Origin of the sequence: Oxobacter pfennigii (assembly GCF_001317355.1) — a bacterium.
Taxonomy (GTDB): Bacteria; Bacillota; Clostridia; order Clostridiales; family Oxobacteraceae; genus Oxobacter; species Oxobacter pfennigii.
The window spans coordinates 497114-513968 of sequence record NZ_LKET01000039.1 but is presented as its reverse complement, the minus strand read 5'-3'; the positions used below and the strand labels follow the sequence as shown (position 1 = coordinate 513968).

Below are 16855 nucleotides of genomic sequence, written 5' to 3'. Positions count from 1 at the left end.
GGTATGAGCAACTTGGCGGAGCAGATGGCCCATTAACAGATGCCATACTGGATCGTATTGTACATGATGCTTACAAAATCAATATCGAAAGCATCGACCCTACTAAAGATATTTCAATGCGAGAGGTATATGGTTTAGATAAATCTCAAAGTGAATAGTTTTTATTAAGTCAATCGAATGCGGTTTCCGGTTCCGGTCAGGAGGTTTCCAATTCACCGGAACTTCGGTTTCACCGCACCGGAATATTCAATTACATTATGGCAGTATTGATTATAGCTTTTTTCAATAATCATTTGCAATAAATTAAACTATATTTAACATAATTATAACCGAATAAACAAAGTATTGTTATACTATGAAATTAAGAACTTAACTGGAAGTGATTATATGTTGTATATAGGCTTAATAATTTTTACATTTATAATATTAATGACGTTTGCTCTATGCAAAGCTGCAAGTAAAGAGAATAAATATTATTAACAGTTATTTAGTTTAAAAGATATTGTAGGGCACTTGATTTTTAAAAATCCACCTTAAACCGGATGGCTCTGAAAAGATCCTCTATGTGCTACCCATTGTCAAGACACGAAAAATGTTTCGTAAGTTAATCTCCTTTCGTGTTTGATTCTAGTAGGCGTTTGCGAAACGCTAGAACCCGCATAATTACATGACTTTTTCGTTACAAAATAAAACAACTCCTCACTGATTTATGGTAAAATTGAATTGTCGAAAAACAAATTCACCACTACCTCAGAAAGGAGTTATACACATATGTTACCATATAAACAGCTTTCTTTGGCAGATATTTTTTCTGATTGCAAAGAAAAATTTGAAAATGATAAATATCAGTTCCTTTCCCTGCTTGAGGATAACATCAATCTTGACGAGTTGGTTCCTGCTTCTTTCAAAAACCACTTTTACGCTTCTACTGGTAGGCCCCGGAAATTTCAGCCTTACGCCATGCTTTGGGCACTGATTTTGCAACGTATTTTTTCCATACCTACAGATTCCCTGTTAATCATTTTTCTTCAATACTCTAAAGAATTAAGAGATTTCTGCGGGCTTACCAAAGTTCCTGATGCTTCTAAGTTCCCTGCTTCAAGCAGGATTTCCTTTTAGACTTACAATTCATGTTCGAATCCTTAGTAGATATTACCGAACCGATATGCCAACAGATTGATCCCAAACTTGCTGAAATGACCATATTTGATACCTCTGGTATTGAAGGTTTTGTTACCGAGAATAACCCTAAATACATAAACCGTATTATCAAACAGCTGAAATCCTTTAAAAAAGCTAATGAGATTGACGATTCCTATGACCCTTATAAAGCTGCCTACGCCTCTATGCCCTCCCATGCTGCTTCCAATCCAGCCAATGGGCATTTCTGCTATTCCTTTAAATTTGGTATTATAACCAACGGTCTTGGCATTGTAAGGGATATTTCTTTCTACAATAAGAAGTTTCTTGAATCTCATGTCGATATCACAGTCGAGAAAAAATCCGATTCTCCTGATAAAGATAAATACTTGCAGATTCAAAGGCTCTCATACCCGTTTTTAAGGATTTCTTCGCCAAACATCCTCTCATTAACCCTAGGGTATTCATAAGGTGATGCCGCTTTCGATATCATTCAGATTTATCATTACTTATTTCATGATTTAAAGTTTCAAACTGCTTATATTCCTTTAAAGAACAAACTCTCTTTAGAAGATGCTGACTGCCCTTTAAATGAAGTATGTCCACCATTACTATGGGGATAGGATATATTTATGTAGTGGCCATCGTATGTAGTTCCATTCTCAATAAACCTTGCTTCACCGAAATCTACTTGAGCTTCTCCCGGAGGATGGTCAAGTGGAAGTGAGCCATCAGTCTCAATCTTAAGTTCCTTCCTAAGCTTTGCTACAAAGCTTCTTACTGCTCTTTCAGAAGCATTAAATTCATCTTTGTAAATCTCGCACAACCTGTCATATACCCGTTTGGCAGTATGACGCTGCTTGTGAGGTGCCTTCTCATCATCGGTCAACCATTTGATTACCAAGTCTCTATATGGTGAGAGCTTTCCTGTTCTAATCTGTTTAGGCCGGATTTCTATATTAAAATTATCTTTCTCAACATACTTCTTTACTGTTTCAAAATCATGTCCTGTGATATCAGCAATCTTTCTTAAACTTTTCCCTTCAAATTTCTTCATATATTTGATACGATATACTTGCTCCATTGTTAGCATCTCCTTATTCTCCTTTTCAGTTTGGTCACTAAAAAGGTTATATTATTTGAGGGGTGCTTGCAATGGAGTTCTTCCATTTTATGCAGGGATTTTTAACTTCCGCTCTGCTTGGTTTCTATTCTACCAAAAACAACTATAGGAACCTTATAAGTTTTTGTACTTTGCTTTTATCTACCGCCAACAAGCATTCTACAAAATTTTGGTGATAACTTTTTTATAATTATTTCCAAGATAATGCAGCAAACAATTGTTAATATCGGTATAAATAAATATTGGAATAGTTCTACAATTAATATTTGTGGTAAAAGTTTAAAAGCAATTCTAAAAAAAATTGTCACTAATGTTTTATGACATGCAAAAATAACAAAGGAATGTTGTGCTATTAAAATGAAAAGATTAAATAAATCCGACTGAATTAGATGTTTTGACACATAAATTAATGTAAGCATTCCAAACAAAATTGAAATATTCTGTAAAATAAAATATTTACTACCCAATTTCAATACTAGTATTATCAAAAGAAGATACAGTGCAATAATTTCTTTAGCATTAATTTTGTCAATTGCTTTTACACTGATCTTATATTTCACCAGAAAGTAACCCAATGTAAAAAAAACAACTGACAGATTAGAGATATAAGGTACTTCGAATATCCCTATCCAGAATAACACAATTACTCCAAAAGAGAAAAAAGGAATTTTATCTACAATACGCTTAATAACTATAGCTAAAACATTCATAAAAAATAAATCTTTTAAAAACCAAAATGGACCTATAATTGGATGAGTTTTATTGAAAATTCCAAGATACGCATCAATCCAATCTTCCCACGAAAATTGAGTTATTAAGGTAGAACAATCAGAAAAGTAAGTTCTCAGCACATGAATGTTTTGCACAAATAAATAAAATAAAATTAGTAATGTATTCCACAGAAAATAAGGGAGCCCTATACTTCTAACTTTTTTTACAATATTTTCTTTCCATGTAAATTCTTTTGAATATAAAAGCATACTTGAAATAACAAAGAATAGGGGAACCGCAAGATTTGCAATTATAACCGATAAAACTTCTTTAATTATTTTTACCACTGCCCACATCATAGTATCATTGAAATTCTGAATTGAGGTAAGGTTGGAATGTAAGAACACTATTAGAACGCACAAAATAGCTCTCATACATGTAATTCTTTTCGACAATTCTTCATCAATTTTATAATTCACTTTCATTATATACCTTTCAATATATTCTAATTTATTCTATTTATAAATTTAAACATGGACTGCATTGATAAACATCACCAACTCTCAACGCAGCCCCAATATAAACTATTTAATTATCTACCGCCCAATAGATATATCCTAGTAAATTTTATTTTATTGAGAATAATAGAAATTATTAATGAACAAATAATAATAATAATTGTTTCAATTATTATTATATTGAAACAACATATTTTATTTATCTTTTTTAGAATATAAATGTTAATATATTCAGAAATAATATATATTCCTAATGAATGTTTACCAATAAAAGATATAATTTTTATAGCTACTCTTGCTATGTATAAATTAACTTTATTAATCAGGAATATACATAATATAATAATCCAACTACAACCTATAATCCCAATCATCCAACGAAAAATATCAATACCTAGTTGATACATAAAGTTTGGATTACTAAACAAAAAAATTTTAGAAGTGTATATATAACTATCGTAATCGTAAAATTGTATTAATATTATATAGCATAAAAATAATGCAAGAAAAGTAGCAGTCTTAATTATTAATTTCATATTAGCCATTTTTGATTTTATGTCATATTTGTTCCAGAGGTATGCACCTATAAAATATGGATACATATATTTATATAAGTGAGTGTTAAAAGCATCAGGTATAAATAGCATACTAAAGCCTATATATATATAAGCTATGATACTATCATTAAAATAATGGTTTACGAGTATTATAATTATAGAACAATAGAAAATTGACCATAGAAACCATAAATGTAATAATGACGTCTTTAAATACAGTGTAATTATTTCTTTATAATTTACATCAATTCCATTAGCAAGATTTTCTGTAATTTTAATTAATATTGTGAAGAATGCCCATGTAAATATTGGAACTAATAATTTCATAATCCTATTGTATAGAATAATAATTTTATCAGACTTGTAAAAAGTCTGATAAAATAAATAACCAGATATAAGCATAAACAATGGCATATGAACACTATATATTAACTTAAATGCTATGTTGTAAAAATAACTTTCATATTTCAAAAAAATATATCCAGATCCATATTGAATCGAATGCCCTGCTACCACAAATATTATAGCTATACCTTTAATAAAATCAAAGAGGATATTTCTATTTGTATATTTGTTTACATAGATTTTGTTCATTCTTCCACCTCTTTTATTCATCTCCCTTTAAATAATCCTTATTAATAATTTTATAAAGCATCATACTTAATATAACACTCCAAATAATTAAAAATAGGAACCTTACTATGAATTTTTCCATTGCAAATAAGCTTATTATCCCAATAAAAAATAAACAAATTACTATTAATGCAATCATTCTTAAATCGAATAACATGAAACCAATAATCTTATAAGTCATTATCAAATGAAAAATAAAATTTATAAAATATGATAATAATGTTGTATAAGCTGCAGCAATATAGCCATATTTATTTATACATATAACATTTAAAATAATATTTATAATTGCCGCTCCAATTGTACCCATAGCAATTAAACTAGTTTTTTTATAGTAATACTCAACTTGTACAGGTATTACATAAATCGCAGCAAAAAAAGAACCTAATAATACGGGAATTGTCGTATACTTTGAATTCCAGAAATCTCTTCCTGACATAATTATTGTTATTTCTGGAGTAATAAATACAAGAATCATAATTATAAATAAGAAAATTATAAAATATACGTTAGATCTTTTTCTTATATTATCATAATTTTTTTTCCCCATTTGCTCATAAAACCAAGGTGACCATGTCGATTCAAGTGAATTAATAATAATTTTATAAATTGTTGATAATGTATATGAGAAACTATATAAACCTGCTTCTGATGCACCTACTATTCGTTGAATCATCACTCTGTCAAATTGTGATAATATAACTTGTGATAATCCATGTGGTACTATAGGAATACTATATTTAATGGCAAATTTCCAATAGTCATAATTAAATACCGGCTTAGCTCTCTTATAAAAATAAAGAAGTATCCATAATGATATAACAATCATTGATATTGAAGCACCAAATATCCGTCCTAAATACTTTTTCTCAATACATTCCTGACTAATCAATAATAACGATAATCCGATATTAAGCCCAGTATTCAAGAAGGCCATTATTAAGTATTGTTTATAGGAGTAGCTTAAAGTAATAACATAATTATAAATTAATAAAATTGCAGTACATGCACTATGTATTAATAAAATATTTAGAATAATTTTTTCAAAACCAGTAAACTTACTTAATTGCTCACTATATATATGTACGATTAAAAGTGACACACATAAATTCAATATAACAATTAAAGTTATAGATGATATGTATTCATTAAATGAATTTTTAAATTCATATTTAGCACTCCGTATACTGTCATGCAAAGTTATACCTATTATCATGTATAGAATTGTTTCATAAGCAATATAAGAATTATAAATACCAAAATCGGATGTTGAAAGAATTCTCGTAAATACTGGTAACGTTAAAAAACTTATACCTTTTATTAATATGTTACCGATAGAATAGCCTAAACTAGCCTTGACCGTTATATCATTTAAAACAGACTTTATATTAATATTTTTCATTTAATCACACTTTCAATTAAACTGGGGTTTACATTCAATATTTTGAGATATAATTTCATCAGAAAATTTATAGGCAAATAGAAGTATTATAGAAAAGAATTGTATGGGTTGAGAAGCCATTAACATCAATAGTATGATATATAATATTACAGCCTCAAATTTCTTACTTAGCAATTGTTTACAACCACAATAATAAAAAAATAAAAGTACGGTAAAAAATAATCCTCCTCCTCTATAAATACCTTGAATCAAACCATTTGAACTGCCACCTGTACCTAATTCTATTTCTAATTGCTCTGATAAAGCCGATTTATATCCCACGCCAAAAAAAGGATTCTTTAAAATAATTGAGATGCCACCATACAAATCTAAAGTACGTGCTTGAATTGATGAATTATCTGAAAAAAACTTATCTTGAATGATTGGTGTATTTGTTAACATAATACAAATAAAAAGAATAAATAATGTAAAAACATATTTCATAAAAAAGAATCTTTTAGAAACATCATGGTATTTAAATATGTATGCAATCATCATAAAAGTTAATGTCAAATATCCCATAGCCGACTTTGTTGTTAATATCGTCATAATAAATATTACAGAAACTACTTTTTTATACTTACTAGAAAATATCTCATCGATAAACAATAAAAAAAATAACCCAATAATCAAATAACAAGCAAACATACCTGGCTCCCAAAATGGACCAGCATTTCTATTAAATGCAATACCCCACCCGATTGTATGCCAATACGTCATAACATAGATTGTATTATTGACTAATTTATACATTATAAACGGCTGCAAAATATTAGGTTGATATATATATAAGAAATAAGTAATTATACTAATCAAAGAAATCATACATAAACAATTTACAAATACTTTAATAAATTGTTTATGGCTTAAAAAACCTTGTGCTATTGCAACCACAGCCATCTTTTCTAATAATAGAATTACATGTACCCAATTGATTTCATTATATGCATTTATAATTTGAGATAATATAAATAGAATTGCTAATATACTAAAACGCGCAAAATTTTGCTTAATAATTCTTTTTCTATGTATTGCAGCCAATATAAATACAGGAAAAATAATGACAGAAATCATATTTCCATATAAAACACCTAGAAAAACTGTACCGTTACAGAATAAAACATATATTACATACATATATATTAGAAATGTTTTCATATTTAATCACACCTTGATAAGAATTATGTTGATACTCCCATTTGTATTCTTATATATATTCAGGCAATTCATCGCTGAGGCTTTCGTTGAAAGATCTAATATGCGTATTATCAGTTGGCTCTTCTGGTCTTGAGTATTCAATCGCACATTATTCAAGTAAACTCATGCATCAAGAGACTTCGATATGAGTTTCGGACTATAATCTACCTTTATTTTCTTGGGCAACCCTTCATTTAGCTCTAATCACTTAGGTATTGGCTACTGCTTCACCTTTTATTGATTTATCTATATAAATAGCCAGGCATTCACGACTATACGTATCTCTTATTTTCAAAACCTTGATCTTTTTTCATCATAAAGCTGATCTGATACAAAACCAGCTTTAATTTATTATTAAAGGTATATTTTATTGCCTGCTCGTCCTTCTTTGGTTTATATCTGTATGCTGTTCTATTTATATTCAATACCTTGCATGATCTTCGTTCACTTACCTCATAAGCTTTCTCCAAGATATTTTAGCATTCCCTTTTTTCCGACAGGCTTTAGAACTTTTTGATAGCACATCCTGAAACATCGCTTTATACAAGCTGAGGTTAGCTACAATTTGTTTCAACTTCCTATTTTCTTCTTTGAGCTATTTAAGCCGCTTTACATCGGTTGAAACCATATCGTCCTATTTGTTTTCCACCTATAGAATGTTTGCTCAGAAATCCCTATTTTCCTGCATACTTCATCTACAGAAGTGCCTAGCTCTGCTTGCTTTATGTGAAATCTATTTGTTCTTCTGCATATTTTGCCCTTTTCATATTTTCCCCACTCTTTTTTATTAATTTTATCATTTTTCGCATTAAGAGTGGACCATATTTTCGGGAAGAAGATCAAAAGTTAATCTAATCCTATAGTAATTTTATTTTGATAGTTTTTAAATCTAATACATCATCAATTATTCATTTTATTTATTTAAATTTTAATATTTATATACCTCTTTTCATATTCTCCTGCCATAATTCTTGAATTTAACACTTGACTTATTAGAGTTGATGCTGCATTAGATTTTTTATCATAATCATTTTTATTAATTTCAGATATGCATTTAACTAAACTATCACAATCATTATTTTTAAATAGAATAACCGAATCTTCTGATAGATTTGCCACTTCGCGATGTGAATCAATATCAGATAATATTGCTGGCAATCCACAAGACATACCCTCTAGTACTGCCAGAGGTAGACCTTCTGAGAGTGATGCAGAAATAAAATAATCACAATATGGTAAATATTCAAAAGCATTGCTTACCCTTCCAATCATAATTACACGATTGTCTATTTGGGCATCCCTTTTTAATTGTTCATATTCCGGTCCGTCTCCTAATATTAGAAATACTATATCTGTTCTTTGAATTACTTTAAATGCTTCTAATATTAAGCTAACATTTTTACGTTTAGAAAGATACCCGCAAAAAACAAATATAGTTTTATCTTTATCAATTCCATGATATTCTCTGAAAAAAATTTTGGTCTGGATATTATTATTTTTAAAATCAATACCATTACGAATATAATCAATTTTATAATTTGTTTTATATTCAATCTTTTTTGCAACAGTTTCAGAACACGCAATTGGATAATCAAGTTTTTTCATAAAATAATTGTATATTAATGCTTTGACACTTCCTATAAATTCTCCATCCTTCATAACAAAATCCTCATGCGGTACACAATGAACTGTACTAAATGTTTTATGTAATCCATCTACTTTAGAATTTATTATATCAGCAATACCCCCATGTGAATGTACAATATCTGGTAGTATTTTTTCTAACAATTCTTTCACTTGTTTTAATATACTTAGAATATTAGATTTTTTTAATTCGATAATCTTACATTCAACATCAGAAAAATCTTTTTTATTTTTTTCTGAACATACTTCTAATGCTAAAAGTGTTATATCAAATTTTCTCTTATCTAAAAATTTCACAAGATTATATAACATATTAACAGGTCCACCCTTTTTAAGGCTATGAATCATATATAAAATTTTTATTTTTTCTTTCATATAAATTCCTTTCTATCAAACAGAAAAAATTACTGTATTAAAAATCTATTACTACAAGTTTAATTGTGCTTAACTCATTAACTCTCTTGGCAATTATTTCAACCAATGAAATAGACTTATCTATAAGTTCCTCGTTCTTTAAAATATCTTTTTGAAGTTCGGAGCCACCACTATTAGTTCTAGCCAACAGACGTTCTTTAATTACATACTTTGGCACCCGAAAAAAAATAATTTCATCAGCAAAATAAGGAAATAACAGTTTTTGTAATTTATATATACTTTGCTCTGAATCAAATGAATTATATGAAATTCCCCAAATCACTTGATTAATTCCTTCATCTAATATTATTAAATTTTGTGAGTATTTTGTAATACACAAACTATATATACTAACAATTGAAAATAAATACGTAAACATTTTAAGTTTAGTAAATTTTGACTTAAATTTCACTCTATTAAAAGCTATTGTTAATTCAATGGACTTTATTGGGTGTGATAAAAAAAATAAAAATAATAATTTAATCTTATTCATATTCTGTTTAAAACGTAAATCATCATAAAGATATAATTCTAATGGGTTCAAAGCATCTTTATTCTCTTTTATGAAGTTTCTAACATATGTACTCTTACCACATCCTGGTATTCCTAATAACTCAATTACCATTTCTCACTTTATATCTCCATTTTGTTTTTCTATAAATGAAAATTAAAATATTTAGTACTTTATATTTTAAAGCATGTACCTTTCCATAGTATTTTTTATGAATTCTATATTTCTCATTAATAGTAATCCAGTTATTACTACTCAGACCTCCATATTCCATTACAGCCAGTACTTGTGACGATTTATGAAATTTACATCCCTTCATAAAAAACCGTACCATAATTTCATAATCTGCAGTTATACGAAAATTCAAGTCGAATAGTCCATACTTATCATATATTTCCCTTTTGACAAAACATGTAGGATGATTCACACTCATTCTATGAATTAACTTATGATGATTAGCCATCAAAGGTTTATTAGAATCTACATAATTATTATCTGTATAAATAAGATCTGAATATATAATATCAGCATTTTTTTCTTCAAACATTGAAATTACTTTTTTGAAAATAAAATTATTATAATAATCATCACCATTAATTATACCTACATATTTTCCTTTCGCTGCCCTTATCCCTTTATTCATAGCGTCATAAACTCCCCTATCAGGCTCAGAAATATAACGCAATCTTCCATTAAATTTTGTAATATTCTCTTCAATGATAGATACAGTTTTATCTGTTGATCTCCCATCTATTATCAAATATTCGTACGAATCATAGTCTTGATTATATACAGAATCAAGCGTCCGTTGTAAAAACTTCTCGCAATTATATGTAACGGTCACTATAGTTAAAATAATTTCTTTCATATTTACCTCATTAATATAAATGCATAATCGTTCTTTAATACTTATCTATTAGATATCTCTAAAACTTGTATATTTTTTATAATAGAATCATTAGGTATATCTTTATGAATAATGCAACCAGCACCTATGACACAATTACTTCCGATTTTTACACCTGGTAAAATTATTGAGTCACTTCCGAACCAACAATTATTGCCAATTTCTATAGGAGCTGTTCGGTATCCTTGTGTTCGTATTAATTGCTCACTATCTATAAAGCTATGATTATGATCATATATCTTAACATTTTCGCCAAAAATACAATCGTCTCCAATACTAACATCTAATAAACAATTTAATGAACAGTCATTATTAAAAAATACATTATCACCAATTTTCAATATGGCATTCTTACCTATTCTTATATTAAGCCCTTTCCTAGCAGAAAACTTCTTACCAACCTTTAAACTATTTCTATAAAGTATTTTTAATATAGTCACTTTAATAAGAAATATAATTTTATTTATTATTTTCAACAAAACATCCATATATTACCTCATAATAATTCTACAGTTTCCTTAACAACACGTCTGATATCAAATCGACTTTTTACACACTCTAACCCATTTTTAACAAGTTGTTTACGATACATTTCATCTTTGTATATTTTCATTGCTGCTATGTATACTGCATAAGGATCATCTGGTGAAACTAATACACCATTTTTACCATCTTCTATTAAATCAGGTATTGCATTAACATTTGTCGCTACAAGTGGTTTTCTTCCTAACATATATTCAGCTAGTACAAGTCCAAAGCCTTCCCAACGTGATAATAGAAAGGCTTGGTCAAATAATTGTATGTACTGCATAGGTTCATCTACCCACCCAGTAATTAATACAGAATCAGCTATTTTTTTCGTTTTTATCATCTCTTCAATTTCCGCTTGTTGATCACCATTTCCAACTAAAATAAAGTATGCATTTGGTATTTCTTTCTTTATCAATGCTGCGAAATTTATAAATACATCTGGTGACTTTTGCTTGGTTAGCCTTCCTACAGTTCCAAATATATATGCCTCTTCAGGGATTCCGAGATCCTTTTTTGTTATATGATATAGTTGATTCTTTTGATAATATTCTTCTATATCAACACCATTGAAAATAACCTTTATTTTATTAAAATTACATATATTATTTGCTAAAGCTGATTTCATTTCAAATTCAGAAATAGCAATAATCTTTGTACAAAAATTTGACAGTATCTTTTCTATCCATCTATAAATATATCTTTTAAAATTACCACAATCCATATTAAAAGACCATCCGTGTGGATTGTATAAAGACATGTTATCAAGACCTATATTGGCTAGTCTGCCTATTGCACCTGCTTTACTACTATGCATATACACCACATCCGGCGAATACTTTTTTATGAGTTTTCTTATTTTTATACATGCATAATAATCCTTTAAAAAGTTTATTTCTCTGTGCATATCAACATGTTCAAATGCCATTACAAGTCCATTGTAGTTTTTTTTATTATAGTCATATGAGCAAACTAATATATTTTCATATTTTGATAAATCCATATTTTTAATAAGCATCAAAATATATCTTTCTACCCCACCTGAGGATTGAACTATATGCATTATTCTTTTCATACTTCAATAACCACCTACCATTTATGATAACATGCAATTGTTTAATTTATAATTTAAACTCGTAGTTATCCCCTCAACAAATCAGCTGGATAGAAAAAATACCGTACCCATCTTAAATACCTTATTTGATTACAAAACCTAAATAATAATATAGGTGCCCCTAAACCTAAAATAGTTGCAAGAATCACATGTATCCAAAATACATAAATACCAAATTTACACAATATAACTCTGACTCCCGCGGTTAAAATTGTATGAATTACATAAATTACCATGCTATTTTTACCTATACAAATAAGAACCTGAATAAACCATGTCTTATAAAATTTATCATCTATATCTGAAAATAACTTAAATAGAAAAAATAAAGCTATATTAATCAGTGAAGCAACTAAAACTTCTCCTAATATGAAAATAAATGACCAATTACTATGTAAATAATTACAACATATAAACGAAATAACCAATACAAGCAAAGTAATAATAGCAGTAGTTTTTAATTTTTCAGTTATTTTATATCTATTATTTAATTCGATAATATAAACAAACCGTGTGACTATTTTCCCTGAATAAAAGAATATACCTAATCCTATATATTCCAAAATCCAACCTATAGCTTGATGATTTACTATAAAACTTCTAGATAAAAAATATATGAATATAGATATTCCAAATACAATATTTTCGTTTGTAATTAAAATATCTATTAAGCTGTAGAAAATTGTAATAATCATTAGAGCATATAGAAACCAATAAATACTATATGGCTGATAAAAAACCTGGATGAATTTATAATAGTTAATTTCATAACCATATACAATTATTTGCATAACTAATAAGCAATATGTAAATATAATCGCCGGTATATAGAATGATATAATCTTTTTACTAATATAATTGAACCATATAGGTAACATTTTCTTTATATATAAAAAATTACTTTGGTTCTTAGTAGGTTGATATATATCTATAATATTTGATCTTCCATAAAGAAAGCCGCTAATCATAAACATCAATGGCATATGAAAACTATATATAATATTATCAAATAACTGGAGACTATAATTCAAAAATAATCCTTCTCCTTTTAGACCACGTTCAATATGCCCTAAAACTACAAGTATAATTGTAAATCCTCTTAAGGCATCTATCCAATTGATTCTTTTGTTCATATCAACTTTCCTCATATTCTATTTTATTGCCTCCAATATTGCATACTTTTGATATCGCTTAATCAAGTAACCAATTATCGGAAATACATAACGGTTCGATACAAACTGATCAGAGTATCTAGTAATGCATAAATATAATTATAAATATTTAGTTTTATTCAATTTTCAATATGCTCCGCTCCTCCCTAAACCACTCATATGCCAATCTAATACCGTATCTCAAATCCATCTTATGCCTCCAACCAAGCCTATGTAGATTACTCACATCCGTTAACTTCCTGAGCGTTCCATCAGGCATATTCGTATTAAACATCATATCACCATCAAATCCAACAACTTCTTTTATCAACTGTGCGAGTTCCCTAATGGAAACTTCCTGACCAGTTCCTACATTTACATGTTCTTCACCATCATAATTTTCCATCAGAAATACGCAAGCATCTGCCATATCATCCACATATAAAAATTCTCTTAATGGTTTGCCTGTGCCCCATATCTCAACCTGTGAAAGATTGTTTACTTTTGCTTCATGAAATTTCCTGATGAGAGCCGGAAGGACATGAGAATTATTCAAATCAAAATTGTCATTGGGTCCATATAAATTAGTAGGCATACAGCTTATAAAGTTATCCCCATACTGCCTTTTGAAGTACTGACACATCTTTAGCCCGGCTATCTTCGCTATTGCATATGCCTCGTTTGTGGGCTCCAGATATCCGGATAAAAGATATTCCTCTTTTATTGGTTGTGGGGCCAGTTTAGGATAAATACATGTACTGCCTAGAAATAATAGCTTAGTTATTTTATAATCGTGGGCGGCTTTTATTACATTGTTTTGAATCTGCAAATTATCATATATAAAATCTGCCGGATATGTATTATTGGCATTTATTCCTCCTACTTTTGCTGCTGCCAAAAATACATATTCAGGGCTTTCTTCTTCAAAAAACTTTCTAACCTGTTCCTGATTAATCAAATCCAGTTCCTTATGTGTTCTTGCAATTATATTATTGTAGCCTTTTTCATTCAGGTTTCTTACTATCGCAGAACCTACCAAGCCTCTGTGGCCTGCAACATATATTTTTGATTCTTTATTCAAAAAGAACACTTCCATTCAAATATTATTTGGAGGCAGCTGCCTCTAGAAACTCATCAATTCCCATCCCTGCTATTTCCCGTAAATCGGCATCCACCATCATCTTTACAAGTCCTTTAAAGTCTACTTTCCTTTTCCATCCCAATTCTTTTTCCGCCTTGGTTGAATTTCCCCATAGGAGTTCAACTTCAGCCGGCCTGAAATATCTTGGGTTTATATCTACCAGCACTTTGCCGGTAATTTTGTCGAACCCTTTTTCTTCAACACCGGTACCATTCCATATTATATCTACTCCAACCTCTTTAAAGGAAAACTCTACAAACTCCCTGACTGTGTGGGTTTCATTGGTTGCCAGTACATAATCATCCGGTCTGACTTGCTGCAGCATTAGCCACATACCCTCAACATAATCACCAGCATATCCCCAGTCTCTTTTTGCATCTAGGTTTCCAAGAGATAGTTTGTCCTGTTTTCCTCCAATAATGTTTGCAACAGCTCTTGTAATTTTCCTTGTTACAAAAGTTTCACCTCGTCTTGGAGATTCATGGTTAAAAAGTATTCCATTACATGCAAATAAATTATAGGCTTCTCTATAATTTACAGTTATCCAATATGAATATAATTTTGCAGCGCCATATGGGCTTTTGGGATAGAAAGGCGTTTTCTCATTCTGAGGTGCGGTACCAGGTATGCCCCCGTATAATTCCGATGTTGATGCCTGATAAAATTTGCATTTTATTCCGCTTTCTTTTATGGCATCGAGCATCCTTAATGTCCCTATGCCATCTGTCTCGGCGGTATATTCAGGAACTTCAAAAGATACCTGGACATGGCTCTGGGCTCCCAGGTTATATATTTCATCGGGCTTGACTTTTTCAATAAGCCTGTTTAAGTTACTTGAATCTGTTAAATCTCCATGGTGAAGAAACAGCTTTTTATTGCCTATTTCAGGATTCTCAAACAAGTGGTCTATTCTTTTGGTATTAAATGTGCTTGCACGTCTTATGATGCCGTGTACTTCATACCCCTTGTCCAATAAAAATTCTGTTAAATATGAACCATCCTGTCCTGTTATGCCGGTTATTAATGCCCTCTTCATGTCTATCCTCCATTATTATAAGTATGAATCCAAACTCAGTTCTTTCATTTCTCCGATAAGCTGCTTAATATCCTGAGCCTTGTCCTTTTTACAAATAAGTATGGCATCTTCTGTTTCCACCACTATTAAATCATCTATTCCCACAGTTGCAATTAATTTCCCGCTGCCCTTTACAATACACCTATGAGTATCCAGGCTTATTACATTTCCCTTTAACACATTGCCTTCATCGTCACAGTTGTCCAATCTTTCAAGGGATGTCCAGCTTCCCACATCGTCCCAGCCAAACTGGCAGGGAAGCACATATATGTTTTTTGCCTTTTCCATTATCCCATAGTCTATTGAAATGCTGTCAAGCTTTATAAATTCCTCTTTTATGGCGTGGTTTTGATTGCCGGTTCCTATTGCTTTTTCAATATTTAAAATGCCGTCAAACAGTTTTGGCATGTGTATTTCGAAGTTCTTCATTATAGTATCCACATGCCAGATGAACATGCCGCTGTTCCACAGGTATTTTCCTTCGTTTATATATTTATTTGCTGTTTCTGCATCGGGCTTTTCCACAAAGCGCTCAACATTAAATGCCAGGTCTTCATCCATATTCCCAATTTTGATATAGCCATAAGCTGTCTCAGGGTAATTGGGCCATATGCCTAAAGTTACAAGATTTTCGCCAAGGTTGGCTTTTTTAAAGCCTAATTCTATCATATTTAAAAAGCGGTCTTCGTCTTTTATAAGGTGGTCGGAAGGAAGCACTACCATGTTTGCATGCTTATCCTTCTTTTTTATAAAAGCACAGGCAAGGCCAATGCAAGCTGCTGTGTTTCTTGCCACCGGTTCAACTATTATGTTTTCTTCATTTATAGTCGGCAGCTGCTCTTTAACCAGCTCCTTATACATTTCATTGGTTATTATGTATATATTGTCGCAGGGTATAAGCCTGTTTATTCTCCTTACTGTCGATTGTATCATAGTCTCGTTTCCTAATAAATTTAAAAATTGCTTTGGACGGCTCAACCTGCTTTCGGGCCAGAACCTTTCGCCTCTGCCGCCTGCCATAATTACTGCATGTAACATTATGTATCCACT

General features: G+C 30.0%; 16 protein-coding genes and 2 pseudogenes. 2 read left to right on the top strand and 16 right to left on the bottom strand.

Annotated features, from left to right (window positions below):
* Positions 1–158, top strand: a pseudogene (locus OXPF_RS23670) (ATP-binding protein); the annotation flags it as partial.
* A gap of 613 nt (positions 159–771) precedes the next feature.
* Positions 772–1736 (top strand): annotated as a pseudogene (locus OXPF_RS15610) (transposase); the annotation flags it as partial.
* Here the strand turns inward: OXPF_RS15610 and OXPF_RS15605 are convergent.
* The 16 genes from OXPF_RS15605 to OXPF_RS15535 form a co-directional block, all read right to left on the bottom strand.
* Complete coding sequence (locus OXPF_RS15605; RefSeq protein WP_160317239.1) at positions 1679–2197, bottom strand: winged helix-turn-helix domain-containing protein; 519 nt, start codon at positions 2195–2197, stop codon at positions 1679–1681. The pseudogene OXPF_RS15610 and the gene OXPF_RS15605 sit on opposite strands and share 58 nt — an antisense overlap.
* A gap of 203 nt (positions 2198–2400) precedes the next feature.
* The gene (locus tag OXPF_RS15600; RefSeq protein ID WP_242854423.1) at positions 2401–3408 is read right to left on the bottom strand and encodes an acyltransferase family protein; all 1008 of its coding nucleotides are present in this window, start codon (positions 3406–3408) and stop codon (positions 2401–2403) included.
* A gap of 158 nt (positions 3409–3566) precedes the next feature.
* A complete protein-coding gene (locus OXPF_RS15595) occupies positions 3567–4643 on the bottom strand; it encodes an acyltransferase family protein (RefSeq protein ID WP_054876144.1) in 1077 nt (358 codons plus the stop codon).
* 13 nt (positions 4644–4656) lie between these two features.
* Positions 4657–6084, bottom strand: coding sequence for an oligosaccharide flippase family protein (locus tag OXPF_RS15590; RefSeq protein WP_054876143.1), 1428 nt, complete (start codon positions 6082–6084; stop codon positions 4657–4659).
* A 12-nt stretch (positions 6085–6096) separates the two neighbouring features.
* Entirely contained in the window at positions 6097–7281 is a 1185-nt protein-coding gene (locus tag OXPF_RS15585; protein WP_054876142.1) for an O-antigen ligase family protein, read from the bottom strand.
* Positions 7282–7592: 311 nt separating this feature from the next.
* A complete protein-coding gene (locus OXPF_RS22595) occupies positions 7593–7790 on the bottom strand; it encodes a hypothetical protein (protein WP_160317238.1) in 198 nt (65 codons plus the stop codon).
* Between the two features lie 139 nt (positions 7791–7929).
* Positions 7930–8163, bottom strand: coding sequence for a transposase (locus tag OXPF_RS23665; protein WP_152967780.1), 234 nt, complete (start codon positions 8161–8163; stop codon positions 7930–7932).
* Positions 8164–8241: 78 nt separating this feature from the next.
* Positions 8242–9339 (bottom strand): glycosyltransferase, encoded by a 1098-nt coding sequence (locus tag OXPF_RS15575; RefSeq protein WP_054876141.1) that lies wholly within the window; start codon positions 9337–9339, stop codon positions 8242–8244.
* Positions 9340–9376: 37 nt separating this feature from the next.
* The gene (locus OXPF_RS15570; RefSeq protein WP_054876140.1) at positions 9377–10003 is read right to left on the bottom strand and encodes a hypothetical protein; all 627 of its coding nucleotides are present in this window, start codon (positions 10001–10003) and stop codon (positions 9377–9379) included.
* Positions 9993–10757: a glycosyltransferase family 2 protein gene (locus OXPF_RS15565; protein ID WP_054876139.1), complete on the bottom strand. Its 765-nt coding sequence runs from the start codon at positions 10755–10757 to the stop codon at positions 9993–9995. Before OXPF_RS15565 ends, OXPF_RS15570 begins: the two co-directional genes overlap by 11 nt.
* Before the next feature lie 41 nt (positions 10758–10798).
* Positions 10799–11284 carry an acyltransferase gene (locus OXPF_RS15560; protein ID WP_054876138.1) on the bottom strand — a complete coding sequence of 162 codons (486 nt, stop codon included), beginning with the start codon at positions 11282–11284 and terminating at the stop codon, positions 10799–10801.
* Positions 11285–11292: 8 nt separating this feature from the next.
* Positions 11293–12399: a glycosyltransferase family 4 protein gene (locus tag OXPF_RS15555; RefSeq protein WP_054876137.1), complete on the bottom strand. Its 1107-nt coding sequence runs from the start codon at positions 12397–12399 to the stop codon at positions 11293–11295.
* Positions 12400–12464: 65 nt separating this feature from the next.
* Positions 12465–13571, bottom strand: coding sequence for an acyltransferase family protein (locus OXPF_RS15550; protein WP_160317237.1), 1107 nt, complete (start codon positions 13569–13571; stop codon positions 12465–12467).
* A gap of 154 nt (positions 13572–13725) precedes the next feature.
* Positions 13726–14670, bottom strand: coding sequence for a GDP-L-fucose synthase (fcl, locus tag OXPF_RS15545; RefSeq protein ID WP_054876135.1), 945 nt, complete (start codon positions 14668–14670; stop codon positions 13726–13728).
* Positions 14671–14692: 22 nt separating this feature from the next.
* Positions 14693–15766 (bottom strand): GDP-mannose 4,6-dehydratase, encoded by a 1074-nt coding sequence (gmd, locus tag OXPF_RS15540; protein WP_054876134.1) that lies wholly within the window; start codon positions 15764–15766, stop codon positions 14693–14695.
* 15 nt (positions 15767–15781) lie between these two features.
* Complete coding sequence (locus OXPF_RS15535; protein ID WP_054876133.1) at positions 15782–16843, bottom strand: mannose-1-phosphate guanylyltransferase; 1062 nt, start codon at positions 16841–16843, stop codon at positions 15782–15784.
* Positions 16844–16855: the final 12 nt, after the last annotated feature.

Coding starts and splice junctions, on each gene's coding strand:
- OXPF_RS15555 (WP_054876137.1), bottom strand. CDS start 12,399: ATGAAAAGAATAATGCATATAGTTCAATCCTCAGGTGGGGTAGAAAGA.
- OXPF_RS15605 (WP_160317239.1), bottom strand. CDS start 2,197: ATGAAGAAATTTGAAGGGAAAAGTTTAAGAAAGATTGCTGATATCACA.
- OXPF_RS15560 (WP_054876138.1), bottom strand. CDS start 11,284: ATGGATGTTTTGTTGAAAATAATAAATAAAATTATATTTCTTATTAAA.
- OXPF_RS15595 (WP_054876144.1), bottom strand. CDS start 4,643: ATGAACAAAATCTATGTAAACAAATATACAAATAGAAATATCCTCTTT.
- OXPF_RS15535 (WP_054876133.1), bottom strand. CDS start 16,843: ATGTTACATGCAGTAATTATGGCAGGCGGCAGAGGCGAAAGGTTCTGG.
- OXPF_RS15550 (WP_160317237.1), bottom strand. CDS start 13,571: ATGAACAAAAGAATCAATTGGATAGATGCCTTAAGAGGATTTACAATT.
- OXPF_RS15585 (WP_054876142.1), bottom strand. CDS start 7,281: ATGAAAACATTTCTAATATATATGTATGTAATATATGTTTTATTCTGT.
- OXPF_RS15590 (WP_054876143.1), bottom strand. CDS start 6,084: ATGAAAAATATTAATATAAAGTCTGTTTTAAATGATATAACGGTCAAG.
- OXPF_RS15575 (WP_054876141.1), bottom strand. CDS start 9,339: ATGAAAGAAAAAATAAAAATTTTATATATGATTCATAGCCTTAAAAAG.
- OXPF_RS15565 (WP_054876139.1), bottom strand. CDS start 10,757: ATGAAAGAAATTATTTTAACTATAGTGACCGTTACATATAATTGCGAG.
- OXPF_RS15600 (WP_242854423.1), bottom strand. CDS start 3,408: ATGAGAGCTATTTTGTGCGTTCTAATAGTGTTCTTACATTCCAACCTT.
- OXPF_RS15570 (WP_054876140.1), bottom strand. CDS start 10,003: ATGGTAATTGAGTTATTAGGAATACCAGGATGTGGTAAGAGTACATAT.
- gmd (WP_054876134.1), bottom strand. CDS start 15,766: ATGAAGAGGGCATTAATAACCGGCATAACAGGACAGGATGGTTCATAT.